General features: G+C 72.4%; 14 protein-coding genes. 7 read left to right on the forward strand and 7 right to left on the reverse strand.

The annotated features are described in order from the left end of the window. The 4 genes from A5713_RS17855 to A5713_RS17870 all read left to right on the forward strand — a co-directional run. Positions 1–478 (forward strand): glutamate-cysteine ligase family protein (locus A5713_RS17855; protein ID WP_231980492.1); only part of this gene is annotated, 478 nt, incomplete at its 5' end. Continuing rightward, positions 478–1,116, forward strand: a complete 639-nt coding sequence (locus A5713_RS17860; protein WP_067921319.1) for an LON peptidase substrate-binding domain-containing protein — start codon at positions 478–480, stop codon at positions 1,114–1,116. The genes A5713_RS17855 and A5713_RS17860, both read left to right, overlap by 1 nt. A 31-nt stretch (positions 1,117–1,147) precedes the next feature. After that, positions 1,148–2,170, forward strand: a complete 1,023-nt coding sequence (locus tag A5713_RS17865) for a TIGR03617 family F420-dependent LLM class oxidoreductase (RefSeq protein ID WP_068097692.1) — start codon at positions 1,148–1,150, stop codon at positions 2,168–2,170. Further along, positions 2,167–2,979, forward strand: a complete 813-nt coding sequence (locus A5713_RS17870) for an enoyl-CoA hydratase/isomerase family protein (protein ID WP_067921323.1) — start codon at positions 2,167–2,169, stop codon at positions 2,977–2,979. The genes A5713_RS17865 and A5713_RS17870 overlap by 4 nt, the downstream gene beginning before the upstream one ends. Here the strand turns inward: A5713_RS17870 and A5713_RS17875 are convergent. The 3 genes from A5713_RS17875 to A5713_RS17885 are packed head-to-tail and all read right to left on the reverse strand — an operon-like array spanning position 2,933 to position 6,153. Further along, positions 2,933–3,874 (reverse strand): SDR family NAD(P)-dependent oxidoreductase, encoded by a 942-nt coding sequence (locus A5713_RS17875; RefSeq protein ID WP_068097710.1) that lies wholly within the window; start codon positions 3,872–3,874, stop codon positions 2,933–2,935. The two genes, A5713_RS17870 and A5713_RS17875, sit on opposite strands and share 47 nt — an antisense overlap. A 29-nt stretch (positions 3,875–3,903) precedes the next feature. Further along, positions 3,904–5,295, reverse strand: coding sequence for an MFS transporter (locus tag A5713_RS17880; protein WP_067921327.1), 1,392 nt, complete (start codon positions 5,293–5,295; stop codon positions 3,904–3,906). A gap of 60 nt (positions 5,296–5,355) precedes the next feature. Beyond that, on the reverse strand, positions 5,356–6,153 hold the full coding sequence (locus tag A5713_RS17885; RefSeq protein WP_068097695.1) for a DUF2867 domain-containing protein: 798 nt from the start codon (positions 6,151–6,153) through the stop codon (positions 5,356–5,358). Between the two features lie 21 nt (positions 6,154–6,174). Here A5713_RS17885 and A5713_RS17890 point away from each other — a divergent pair, with 21 nt between their 5' ends. Then, positions 6,175–6,771 (forward strand): TetR/AcrR family transcriptional regulator, encoded by a 597-nt coding sequence (locus A5713_RS17890; RefSeq protein WP_068097697.1) that lies wholly within the window; start codon positions 6,175–6,177, stop codon positions 6,769–6,771. On the opposite strand, the gene A5713_RS17895 is transcribed toward A5713_RS17890, so the two are convergent. The 4 genes from A5713_RS17895 to glp form a co-directional block, all read right to left on the reverse strand. After that, positions 6,745–8,922 (reverse strand): AAA family ATPase, encoded by a 2,178-nt coding sequence (locus tag A5713_RS17895; protein WP_068097701.1) that lies wholly within the window; start codon positions 8,920–8,922, stop codon positions 6,745–6,747. The two genes, A5713_RS17890 and A5713_RS17895, sit on opposite strands and share 27 nt — an antisense overlap. Further along, complete coding sequence (gene pssA, locus A5713_RS17900) at positions 8,919–9,782, reverse strand: CDP-diacylglycerol--serine O-phosphatidyltransferase (protein ID WP_067927569.1); 864 nt, start codon at positions 9,780–9,782, stop codon at positions 8,919–8,921. The genes A5713_RS17895 and pssA overlap by 4 nt, the downstream gene beginning before the upstream one ends. Beyond that, positions 9,779–10,501 (reverse strand): phosphatidylserine decarboxylase, encoded by a 723-nt coding sequence (locus A5713_RS17905; RefSeq protein WP_068097706.1) that lies wholly within the window; start codon positions 10,499–10,501, stop codon positions 9,779–9,781. The genes pssA and A5713_RS17905 overlap by 4 nt, the downstream gene beginning before the upstream one ends. 127 nt (positions 10,502–10,628) lie before the next feature. After that, complete coding sequence (glp, locus tag A5713_RS17910; protein ID WP_068097708.1) at positions 10,629–11,834, reverse strand: gephyrin-like molybdotransferase Glp; 1,206 nt, start codon at positions 11,832–11,834, stop codon at positions 10,629–10,631. A gap of 73 nt (positions 11,835–11,907) precedes the next feature. Here glp and A5713_RS17915 point away from each other — a divergent pair, with 73 nt between their 5' ends. Together A5713_RS17915 and A5713_RS17920 are read left to right on the forward strand one after the other, a co-directional pair. Next, entirely contained in the window at positions 11,908–12,381 is a 474-nt protein-coding gene (locus tag A5713_RS17915) for a VOC family protein (protein ID WP_067927576.1), read from the forward strand. Continuing rightward, positions 12,382–12,930: NAD(P)/FAD-dependent oxidoreductase (locus A5713_RS17920; RefSeq protein WP_156751931.1), on the forward strand; the 549-nt coding region annotated here is incomplete at its 3' end. It abuts the gene before it with no gap.

Raw genomic sequence — 12,930 nt, forward strand, 5'->3', positions numbered from 1 at the left:
CATCATCGATCACGTCGACGAAGTCCGTTGGGACATCAGGCCTTCGCCGCACCTGGGCACAATCGAGGTGCGGGTGTGCGACGGCGTGTCCAACCTGCGCGAGCTGGGCGCGCTGGTCGCGTTGACGCATTGCCTGGTGGTCGACCTGGACCGCAGGCTGGAGGCCGACGAGACGTTGCCGACCATGCCGCCCTGGCACAACCAGGAGAACAAGTGGCGCGCCGCCCGCTACGGCCTGGACGCGATCATCATCCAGGACGCCGACAGCAACGAGCGGCTGGTCACCGAGGATCTCGACGACGTGCTGAACCAGCTGGAGCCCGTCGCCAAGTCGCTGGACTGCGTCGACGAGCTGGCCGCCGTCGCCGAGATCCCCAGGCGCGGCGCCTCGTATCAGCGGCAGCGCCGGGTCGCCGAGGAGCACGACGGTGACCTGCGCGCCGTCGTCGACGCGCTGGTGGCCGAGTTGGAAATCTGATGTTCGAACCCCTCGAGTTGGCGATGTTCCCGCTGGAGTCGGCGCTGCTGCCCGACGAGGACCTGCCGTTGCGGATCTTCGAACCGCGCTACGCCGCGCTGGTCCGACACTGCCTGGACGCCGGGGATCCGTTCGGCGTGGTGCTGATCGCCCGGGGCCGCGAGGTCGGTGGCGGCGAATCGCGTTGCGACGTCGGGGTGTTGTCCAGAATCACCGAATGCGTCGAGCTCGGCGCGGGCCGGTACTCGATGCACTGTCGGACCGGGGAGCGGATCAAGGTCTCCGAATGGCTGCCCGACGATCCCTACCCGCGGGCGACCGTGACGTTGTGGCCCGACGAGCAGGGCGATCCGGTCAGCCCCGCCCAGCTGCTCGAGGTCGAGGACCGGGTGATGGCCCTGTTCGCGCGGATCGCCGACGCGCGCGGCGTGAGCCTGCCGGACCGCGAGGCGCTGCTAGGCGAGTACACCGGCGGCGACGCCGGCCAACGGTTGTGGGAGTTGGCGGCTCGCATCCCGATCGGCACCGCGGACCGGTACTCGGTGCTGGCGGCGCCGTCGGCCGCCGAACGCCTGGTCGCGGTCCGCGAGGCGGTGGCCGCGGTCGCCGAGGTGGTGGAGTTCCAACTCTCCGAGTAACTCCGAATAACACTGTGCGACAGGGGATTCGATGAAGGTACAGCTGCAGGTCAACGGTTCACCGGTGGATGCCGCGGCGAGCGCCGCCGACGTCGCCGCGACGGGCGCGGACGGCCTGTTCACCTTCGAGGGCCAGCACGACGTCTTCTTCCCCCTGCTCATCGCCGCCGGCGCGACCGACCTCGATCTGATGACCAACGTGGCGATCGCCCCGCCCCGCAGCCCGCTGCATCTGGCCCACGCCGCCTACGACCTGCAGCTGTACAGCGGTGGCCGGTTCCGGCTCGGGCTCGGGTCGCAGGTGAAGGCCCACATCGAAAAGCGTTACGGCAGCAGGTGGGGAAGGCCGGCGGCGCTGATGGCCGAGACCGTGCGCGCGATCAAGGCCATCTTCGCGGCGTGGGAAGGCCAGGGCCGCCTGGACTTTCGCGGCGAATTCTTCACCCACACCATCATGGCGCCCAACTTCAATCCCGGGCCCAACCCGTTCGGGCCGCCGCCGGTGCTGCTGGGCGCGTTGGGCCCGGTGATGACGCGCACCGCGGCCGAGGTCGCCGACGGGCTGCTGGTGATGCCGTTCAACAGCGCCCGCCACTTCGCCGAGCGCACCGTCCCGGCGGTCGCCGAGGGGCTGCGCTGCGCGGGCCGGACCTGGAACGGATTCCAGATCATCGCCCAGGCGATGGTCGCCGTCGGCCGCGACGAGGCCGACCTGGCGGCCGCGATCGACGGTGTGGCGGCGCTGATTTCGTTCTACGGCTCCACCCCGGCCTACCTGCCCGTGCTGGAGGCCGAGGGGTGGGCCGACATCCATCCCGAGCTGAACGCCCTGTCCAAGCAGGGGCGGTTCGCCGAGATGCGCCGCCTGATCGGCGACGAGGTGGTGGCGCGGATCGGGATCGTGGGAAGCCCCGAGGAATGCGCGCAGCAGATAGCCGCCCGGTTCTCCGAGCACGCCGCGGAGGTGTGCTGCTACTTCCCGGGCTACACGCCGCGCGCCGCGGACATCGCCGACCTGATCGGCGCCCTGCACCGGACACCCGTCCTGCGATGAGCCCCGACGTGACGGTCGACGTCGACGCGGGCGTGGCGGTGCTCACGCTCAATCGGCCCGAGCGGCGCAACGCCTACACCGCCGACATGGGCGCGCTGCTGAGCCGCGCGTACTACGACTGCGACGGCGACGACGACGTCCGGGCCATCGTCGTGACCGGGGCGGGCGACGCCTTCTGCGCCGGGGCGGACTTCTCCGGCGACGCCGAGCCGTTCGGCGCCCCGGCCGATGGGTTCTCGGCGTCACCGATCACCCCCGCCGCGTTCGAGCTGCGCAAGCCGGTGATCGCGGCCGTCAACGGCCACGCCATCGGCATCGGGCTGACCATCGCCTTGCAGGCGGACCTGCGCATCGTCGCCGAGGACGCCAAATACGGTGTGGTGCAGGTGCGCCGGGGCGTGCTGCCCGATTGCATGTCGCACTGGACGCTGGCGCAGCTGACCACGCTGGGGGTGGCCGCGGACATCCTGCTCACCGGGCGGACCTTCGGCGGGGCCGAGGCGGTGGCGCTCGGCATCGCCAACCGCGCCCTGCCGGCCGACCAGGTGCTCGACCACGCGGTCGAGCTGGCCCGCGACATCGCGGTCAACGTCGCGCCGATGTCGGCGGCGCTGTGCAAGCGGCTGCTGTGGGACACCGCGATCAACCACTACAGCCCGCGGCAGGTCGCCGCGCTGGAAACGCGGCTACACCATCGGGTGATGGGCGGCGCCGACGCGCGCGAGGGGGTGGCCGCGTTCCTCGAGCGCAGGTCCCCGTCGTTCACGTCGCGGCTGTCCCGCGAGTGGACCCCGCTGCCCGAGCCGTGATCTCCTCGGACAGCTCCCACCACCGCTCCGCGCGCCGCTCGTCGCGGGCGTAGGGCGTCGCGTTGTCGCTGACCCGACAGTCTTCGAGATACAGCCCACCGCGGCCGGCCAGCTCCGGGCTGACGGCCGCCCACACCTGGGTGGCCGCGCCGCGGTCGGACGTGATGACGTCCAGCCGCTCGCCCGTCGGTTTGCGCAGCCGCGCGAAGTCCTCCCGGGACATGTGCCGCGCCAGCGACGTGGCCACGGTGCCGGGATGCACGGCATACGCGCGAATTCCCTTGTCGCGCAGGCGGCGATCGGCTGCCACGGCGTGCAGGATGTTCGCCGTCTTCGACGCGCCGTAGGCGGCGAACTTGTCGTATTCTCGCGTGTCCCAGTGCGGATCGTCGAAGTCCACGTCGCCCAGCACGTGGCCCGCGGACGACAGGTTGACGATCCGGGCCTGACCGTGAGCCCGGCCGGCGGCGGCGAGCTGCGGAACCAGGAGCCGGGTCAGCTCGAAGTGCCCGAAATGGTTGGTGCCCATCTGCATCTCGAAGCCATCGCTCGTCCTGCCGAACGGCGTGAACATCACCCCGGCGTTGTTCATCAGGACGTCGATGGCCGGGGCGATGTCGCCGATGGCGCCCGCCGCCGCCCGCACGCCGGCCAACGCGGTCAGGTCGAGTTCGACGGTCGAGGTCCGCGCGCCCGGCACTTCCGCGGCGATCCACCGGGACGCCTCCGCCAACGCCGCCGGATTGCGGGCGGCCAGGACGACGTGCGCGCCGGCCGCCGCCAGCGCCCGGGCCGACTCGCGCCCCAGCCCGGACGACGCGCCGGTGATCACGCAGACCTTGCCGGACAGGTCGATGCCGTCGACGAGGTGCAGCGCGGTCGGATGCTCGGTCATGCCGCTATAGGCTGCCACAGCGGCACGGATCACACCGCGCGGTTGCGCGCCTTGCCGACGGAGAAGCCGCTGACCAAGGCGCCGATGAAGAAGAGCGCCGCGGCATCCCGCAGCAGCCGGGCGAAGCTGGCGTCGGTGAGTGTGCCGGTGGCGATCAGTCCGACGCATGCCACCGACGTCAGCGCCGACGTCCGGCCGACCGCGTTCTGGACGGCCGCGGCCACTCCGCTGTTGGCCGGGTTGACGGAGGACAGATTCAGCGCGGTCAGCGGCGTACTGGTGAGCACCATGCCGAGGGCGAGCACGACCATCCCGGGCAGCAGGTGGGTCAGGACGTTGAACCCGTGGGCGGCGGGGCGGATGAGCAGCAACCCGGCCCCGGCGACGACCGGGCCCGTCGCCAGGAAGACCCGGGCACCGATCCGCGCCGCCAGGCCGCCGACCCGCTTGGCGAAGAGAAACGACAGCAGGGGGCTGGGCAAGGTCACCAGTCCCGCGACCGTCGCACAATAGCCGGCGACCTCCTGGGTGTAGAGGGACACCGCAAGCGACCCCATCGTGAGGGCGCCGTACACGAAGGCGGTGGTCAGATTGGCGCCCGCGAAGTCGCGGTTGGCGAAAAGGCCGAGCGGCACCAGCGGGTGACGGGCACGGCGCTGCCAACCCACGAACGCCAGCAGCGCCGCAGCGCCGATCGCCAGTGCCGCGACGAGCTGCGGGTGCCATCCGTGCCTGCCCGCTTCGATGAGCGCATACACGGTGGCGGTCAAACCGACGGCCGACAACGCCGCCCCGGCGACGTCGAGACGGGAGCGCCCGGGCGCTCCCGGAACCTCCACGGCGCGTAAGCGATACGTCAAAGCGAAGGCGGCGATCATAGGGATCGCCGACAGGGCGTAGATCCATCGCCAGCCCAGCAGGTCGACCGCCAGGCCGCCCAACAGCGGGCCCAGCGCGAAGGCGGTTCCGGTCCATGCCGTCCATGAGCCCACGGCCGCGGAGCGGTGTGCGGGATCGAACGCGGAATTGATGAGCGCCAGCGATCCGGGCACCAAGAATGCCGCACCGAGACCCTGGACGAGGCGTCCGGCGATCAGCATGCCCGGCGACGTGGCCGTGGCCGCCACCGCCGAGCCCGCCCCGAAGGCCACCAGCCCGAACCGCATCACCTGGACCCGGCCGAACAGATCCGCGATGGCACCCCCGGGCAGGATCGTGGCGGCCAGCGCCAGCAGATAACCGTCCACCACCCATTGCTGGAGACACATGCCCCCGCCGAGCTCGCGTTCGGTCGCCGGCAGTGCCAGGTTCACGACGGTGCTGTCGAGAAAGGCGACCATCGACGCCATGATCGCCACCACCATCACCCGGCCGGCACCAGCGTCCACATCCGCGCCGGGCGAGGGCTGCGTCGCAATCATCGCAATCCGTCCATGCCAAGGGGTATGTGAACTGGTTACGAGACACCCGGGCCGAAGGGTTCAGGACTGCCCGGCCGTCGCCGTGAGGTCGTACCGTGCGGCGCGTGCCATCAGCCGCGGCGCCACGGCCCGATGCAGCGGGCCGACGACGGCCCAGACCGCGCGGGCGGTGAACATGTGGCAATAATGCACGCGGGTGGTGAGGCCGGCGCGCCGGCCGTCGTGGCGCCGCAGCGTCAGCTCACCGCGCATCAGCGGACCCCGGGCGGTCAGCACGAGCTCGTCGCGATCCGAGCGCGCGATCGTCCAGCCGATGATGTGATCGGGCGACGAGACCGGCCCGAGGTCGAACCTCAGCAGGTGGCGGTGGATCCACAAGATCACGCCCCCACCCGGCGCATCCCGCAGGGCGTCGCGGAACGTCTCCTCGGCGGTGCGTGAGTCGCCTTGCGGGAGGGGTACTTCGAACACGTCGGCGTAGTCGGCGTGCGCGGCGGCGCTGGCGACGCGTTTCAGCGTCCACCGCGTGACGACGCGGTGACCGCCCGTGCCGATGACCAGCGCCCGGTAGGCCTTCCCGTGCGCGCCCGGGAAGGCCGCCCAGGTCGCCGCGCGCACCCGGGTGCGCCCCGGCGCCGCGTCCTCCAGCTCGAACACCCAGCGGTACACCGCGAACGGGTGCCTGCCCTTGAGCGCGAACCACTCCGGCGCCCGCGCCCCGTCCAGCACGAAACCGGGCGGCACGGTCGATGGATCGCCGGGGTCCCGGCACAGCACCGCTAAGAGTGCCGACCACGTGTCGCCACGGCTCGCGTCGACTGTTATGGCATGCTCATCGATATAGGGTAATCGTTCCATATAGAAGGAATGTACTAGATCGTGGCACCTCCGCGAAAGCACGAAACCGACGTGATCCTCGACGCCGCCCGGGCCCTGGTGCTCGACGGTGGGCCGCGCGCGGCCAGCGTCGCGGCGATCGCCAAGGCCAGCGGAGCCCCCGCGGGCACGCTCTATCACCGGTTCGGCAACCGCGACGGCGTCCTGACGGCGGCGTGGCTGCGCGCGCTGGACCGGTTCCAGGCGCGGGCGCTGGCCGCCGACGGCCAGACTCCGATGGAAACCGCCACGGCGATGGCCGTGGCCGCCGTCAGCTTCGCGCGCGAGCTGCCCGACGACGCCCGGCTGCTGTTGACGATCCGGCCCGGTGACCTGCTCGACGAGGAACCCGACGCGGCGTTCCGCGAGACGCTGGCCGCGATGAACGCCCCGCTGACCGAGCGAATCGCGGCCCTGGCCCGCGGGCTGTACGGCAACAGCGGGCCCCGGTCCGTCGACGCCGTCGCGCGGGCGGTCGCGGACCTGCCGTACGCCGTGGTCCGACGCCACGCCCATGACGACCCGATGCCGAAATGGCTGGAACGCGACGTCGCGGCGTCGGCGCGGGCCGTGCTACGGGCCTTCGGCGAAGGCGCGTAGCGCCTGGACCTGCCCGGGATCCAGTGAGGGGCGCACGATTTGGCGCGCGGCCGCGATGTCGGCGGCCGTCACGTCGGTGGCGTCGATGGAGCGCCGCATCGCCGTCAGCGCCGCCTCCCGCAGCAGCGCCACGCAGTCGGCGGCGCTGTAGCCGTCGAGCCCGGCGGCGACCTCGTCGAGGTCGACGTCGTCGCTCAGCGGGACGGATTTGCCCGCGGTGCGCAGGATTTCGCGCCGGGCGGCGGCGTCGGGTGGTTCGATGAACACCCGCCGCTCGAGCCGGCCCGGGCGCAGCAGCGCGGGATCGATCAGGTCCGGCCGGTTGGTGGCGCCCAGCACGACGACGTCGCGTAGCGGGTTGACGCCGTCGAGCTCGGTCAGCAGCGCGGCCACCACCCGATCGGTCACGCCCGAGTCGAAGCTCTGCCCGCGCCGCGGCGCCAGCGCGTCGATCTCGTCGAGGAACACCAGCGCCGGGGCGGAGTCGCGGGCGCGCCGAAACAGTTCGCGGACGGCCTTTTCCGAGCTGCCCACCCACTTGTCCATCAGCTCGGAGCCCTTGACCGAGTGCACGGACAGCTGCCCGGTGCTGGCCAGCGCGCGCACCACGAACGTCTTGCCGCAGCCGGGCGGCCCGTACAGCAGCACCCCGCGGGGCGGTTCCACGCCCAACCGGGCGAAGGTGTCGGGATGCTGCAGGGGCCACAACACGGCCTCGGTGAGCGCCTGCCTGGCCTCGGCCATGTCGCCGACGTCGTTGAGGGTGACGTTGCCGACGGCCACTTCCTCGCTGGCCGAACGGGACAGCGGCCGGATGACGGTCAGCGCCCCGAGCAGGTCCTCCTGGTTCAGCTCGGGCGGGCGGCCGTCGGAGCTGGCGCGCGACGCCGCCCGCAGCGCCGCCTCCCGCACCAGCGCGGCGAGGTCGGCGACCACGAAACCAGGCGTGCGGGAAGCGATCTCAACCAGATCCAGGTCGCCGGCGGGTACCGACTTCAGCAGCGACTCCAAGAGCGCCTTGCGGGTGCCGGCGTCAGGCAGGGGCAGGCTCAGCTCCCGGTCGCACAGGTCGGGCGCGCGCAGCCGGGCGTCGAGCTGGTCGGGCCGGGCCGATGTGGCGATCAGCGCGACACCCTCGGTGGCCACCGCGGTGCGCAGCTCGCCCAGGATCAGCGCGGCCACCGGCTCGGGGGTGGCGGGCAGCAGGGCGTCGACATCGGTGATCAGCAGCACGCCACCGCCGTTGCGGACGGCACGCACCGCCGCGCTCACCGTCTTGAGCCGGTCTTCGGCGTTCAGCGCGCCGGCCTCCGGCCCGTCCAGCTTCACCAGCCGGCGGCCGTCGCAGACCGCGCGCACCAGCGTCACCTTGCCGACGCCGGCCGGGCCCGACACCAGCACGCCGAGGTTGGCGCCGGCGCCCAGCGTCTTGAGCAGGTGCGGCTCGTCGAGTGCGAGCTTGAGCCATTCGGCGAGCTTGGCAGCCTGCGGCTGCGATCCCTTCAGTTCCTCGACGACGGTCTCCGGTCCGACGACGTCGACGAACTCCTGCGACGGCCCGGCCGCGGACGGCACACCGGCGCCCCAGGTGACCAGCGAGTTGGGCTGCACGCTGACCGGTCCCGCCGGGTCGACGCCGGTGACCGTCAGCAGCTCCGACGTCCAGCTGATGCCGACCGAGGCGGCCAGCGCGCGGGCGGCGCCCGACGTCGAGAACGGCGGGCCCAGGTCGCGGGGCAGCAGCGACACGGCGTCGCCGACGGTCAGCACCTTGCCCAGCAGGGCCTGCCGCAGGGTGACCGGCGAGATCGACTGGCTGGCCAACGTCGAGCCGGACAGCGTCACCGACCGGGCGCCGTAGACGGTGACCGCGCCGACGATCACCGCGGTGCCCTCGCGCAGCCCCGCGTTCGACAGCGTCACGTCGTCGAGCAGGGCGGTGCCGACCGGGGTGTCCGGGCCGGCCAGGCCCACCACCGCGGCCGTGGTGCGCGAGCCCGTCAGCGCCACCGCGTCCCACTCCCGGATGCCCAGCGCGGCAACCGCGCTCGGGTGCAGGCGGACGACGCCGCGGCGCGAATCGACGGCGGCGGTGTTCAACCGCGCGGTGAGCGTGAGCTGGCGGGCCGCATCGTCGCCCGGCCGGCTCATCGCAGGCGCCCACCCGGCTTGTGCAGCCCGAGCCGCGCCATCGACCGGCGGTGCGGTTGCGCCCGGCGGATCGCGCGGCGGGCGGCGCGGCGCTGCTTGGGCTCGTCGGACCACGCCTCGGGGTGGGCGGCCAGCCAGCGCTGGTTGCGGACCGCGAACGGCACGTGGCAGAGGTAGGCGACGATGATCACCCAGATCAGGACGTAGGGCGCGAGCACGGCCGCGGCCGCGCAGATCGCCAGCAGCGCCAGCAGCGGCGCGGCCCAGCTGGGGGGCACCGCCGCGGCGTGCATCTTGCGCATCGGGATCTTGCTGATCATCAGCATCGACGTCCCCGTGATCCAGATGCACAGGAACGTCGTCGAGGTCCACCAGCCCTCGCCGAACTGCAACTTGAGCCCGATGAGCCCGATCATCGACACGGCGCCCGCCGGCGCCGGCATGCCGACGAAGAACTCGTGCGTGTAGGCGGGCTGGCTGCCGTCGGCCTGCAGCGCGTTGTACCGCGCCAGCCGCAACACCACGCACACCGCGTAGAGCAGGATCACCACCCAGCCGGCCGGCGACTTCGTCAGCATCGTCACGTAGATGACAATCGACGGCGTCACCCCGAAGTTCACCGCGTCGGCCAGCGAGTCGATCTCCTCGCCCATGCGCGACTGGGCGTCCAGGAGGCGGGCCACCCGGCCGTCCAGCCCGTCCAGGATGGCGGCCGCGGCGATCAAGGCCATCGCGGCCTTGGGCTGATGCTCGAGGGCGAACCGGATCGCGGTCAGGCCCGCGCAGATGGACAGCACGGTCATCGCGCTGGGCAGGATCTGCAGGTTGACCGGCCGCCTGCCGCGCGGCTTGCTGATCATGGCAGTTCGGCCAGCATGGTTTCGCCGGCGATCGCGCGCTGGCCCTCTCGGACCAGCGGGTCGGCGCCCGCCGGGAGGTAGGTGTCGAGCCGGGAGCCGAACCGGATCAGGCCGTAGGTGTCCCCGATGGTCAGCTTGTCCCCGACGCGCGCGTCGCAGATGATGCGCCGCGCCAGCAGGCCGGCGACCTGCACCGCCACCACCTCCGCGCCGCTGGGCGTCCGGATCCGCAGGCTGGTGCGCTCGTTCTCGGTGCTCGCCGCGGCGAGATCCGCCGACCCGAACCGGCCGGGCCGGTGCTCCACGGCGATCACCTCGCCGCTCACCGGCGCGCGCTGCACGTGGGCGTCGAGCAGCGAGAGGAAGATGCTGACCCGCGGCAGGAGCGCGTCGCCCATGCCGAGTTCGGCGGGCGGGGCGGCGGAGTCGATGACGCAGACCACCCCGTCGGCGGGCGCGACGATCGCGCCCGGCCGGGCCGGCGGCACCCTCGGCGGGTGGCGGAAGAAGCCCGCGCAGGCGGCCGCCGCCAGCAGGCCGGCCCGCCGCACCCAGCGGTGCCTGCGGCCGGCCAGCGCCACCGCCAGCCCGCCGGCGATGAACGGCCGGCCGGCCGGGTGAACCGGCGGAATCGCCGAGCGCACCAACCCCAACGCGTGCTGCGGGCTGAACTCTGGATCCTCGGCGGTGGGGCCGATGGGGCGGGGGCGTCGTGCCACGCGGCCATCTTACGAAAGGCGGGGGCCGGTTGGTTCCCGCCCGCAGGGGGACGCCCACCCTCGACATGCATGCCAACGACCAGACGGCGCCGCGGCTGCGCCGGGCCAAGACGGCCGTCACCGGGGGTTAGGTGAGGTCCCAGACCTGAAGCTCGGTCCCCTCCGACACCTCCACGACGTCCTCGGGGATGTCGAGCAGCGCATTCGCCGACGCCAGCCAGCGGAGGTGATGCGACGCCGGCGGCCCGTAACTGGTGACGGTGCCGGCGTCGCGGTCCAGCACCGCGCGCCGGAATTGCCGCTTGCCGCGCGGCGAGGTCAACGACTCGGTGAGCACGGCGGCCCGGTGTGGGCGGTCGGGGTCGGGCAGGCCCATGGCGTCGCGCAGCGCGGGCCGGATGAACACCTCGAAGGACACCAGCGCGCTGACCGGGTTGCCCGGCAGGGTGACGATGGTCGCGCCGGCCACCCGGCCGATGCCTTGCGGCATGCCCGGCTGCATCGCCACCTTGACGAACTCGACGCCCTGGTCGCCGGCGCGCCCGAAGGCGTCCTTGACCACCTCGTAGGCGCCGGCGCTCACCCCGCCACTGGTGATGATCAGGTCGCAGTCGGCCGCGTAGCGATCGAGGACCGAGCTGAATTGCGCCACGTCGTCTTCCGCGGTCGCCACGGCGACCACCTCGGCGCCGGCGTCGCGCACGGCCCCGGCCAGCATGATCGAGTTGGACTCGTAGATCTGACCGGGCCGCAGCGGGTTGCCCGGCGCCACCAGCTCCGACCCGGTGGACATCACCAGCACCCGCTGGCGCGGAAGCACCGGCAGCTCGGCCATGCCCAGCGCCGCGGCCAGGCCCAGCACGGCCGGGGTCACCAACTGGCCCCGTCGCAGCACGGTGGTGCCCTGGGCGACGTCCTCGCCCGCCCGGCGGATGTGCGCGCCGGCCGCGCGCGGCGCGCGGATCGAGACGACCGCCACGCCGCCGTCGGTGTCCTCGACCGGGACGACGGCCGTCGCACCGGCGGGCAGCGGCGCGCCGGTCATGATGCGATGCGCGGTGTTCGGCTTCAGCGTCAACTCGTCGGTGCGCCCGGCGGGAATGTCCTCGGCGACCTGGAGGACCACCGGGTGCTCGGGTGTGGCGCCGGACGTCTCCTCGGCCCGCACCGCGTACCCGTCCATCGCGGAGTTGTCGAAGACCGGCAGTGCCAGCCGCGCGACCACGTCCTCGGCCAGGACCAGCCCCTGCGCGTCGGCCAGCGCGGCGGTCACCGCCGGCCGGGGCTGGATGAGTTCGGCTACGACACGTTGATGCTCAGCTACCGACCGCACCCGGCCATTATCGGCCGGTCGGATTTCCCGGGCCGACCCGGTGAGGCGGTCGGTCCGACGTAGAGTCGAGAACGTGATTACCGGAGTGGCCCACACCGGCGTGTGCGTTCCGGATTGCGAAGCCGCCGTGGCGTTCTACCGCGACGTGTTGGGCCTGCGTGTGCTTTCGCCGCCGTATGTCATGACCGGTAACGCCATTCGCGACGACATGGGCGAGCTGGTGGCTGATCCCAGCATGAAGGCGGCCATCGTGGGCTTCGGCGACGACGGCGATCGGGTGCTCGAGGTCATCGAATACCTCGGCGAAGACGGGCGCGCCGGCGGCCGGGCCCTCACCGATCACGGGTTGTCCCACGTCGGGCTGATCTGTGCGGACCTCGACGCCACCCGGGCGGAGCTGGAGCGCAGGGGGGTGCGCTTCCTGGTCAACGGAATCGCGGAGGTCGCCGGGGTGCGCACCACATGGTTCGCCGACCCCTGGGGGGTGGTGTTCATCCTGGTGGAGAAGAGCCGGCCGGGGCGACCGTACTACGCGCAATGGGCCTGAATGGGTGAGCAGCCGACCGTCGGGATCATCGGCGCGGGCGCCGGCGGCATCGCCATGGGCATCCAGCTGGCCGAGGGCGGCTACCGGTTCACCCTCTTCGACCGGGCCGACGGCTTCGGGGGGACCTGGCGGCACAACACCTTCCCGGGCGCGGCATGCGACGTCCCGTCGCACCTGTATTCGTATTCGTTCGCGCCCAACCCGCGGTGGAGCAAGACCTACGCCAACCAGCCCGAGATCCTGACCTACCTCGAGACCGTGGCCACCCGGCACGGGCTGGGCGCGCACCTGCGGGCGAACACCGCGATCACAACCGCGCGCTGGTCGGACACCCGGCGCCGCTGGACACTGACCGACGACGGCGGGGCCGAGCACGAGTTCGACGTGGTGGTCAGCGCCGTGGGAATGCTCGACGTGCCCCACATCCCGGACATCCCCGGGACGCAGCGGTTCCGGGGCCGCCGCTTCCACTCCGCGCGCTGGGACCACAGCAAGTCGACGGCCGGGGAGCGGGTGGCCTCCATCGGCACCGGCGCCAGCGCGATCCAG

Source organism: Mycobacterium sp. E2497 (assembly GCF_001668695.1).
Lineage (GTDB): Bacteria > Actinomycetota > Actinomycetes > Mycobacteriales > Mycobacteriaceae > Mycobacterium.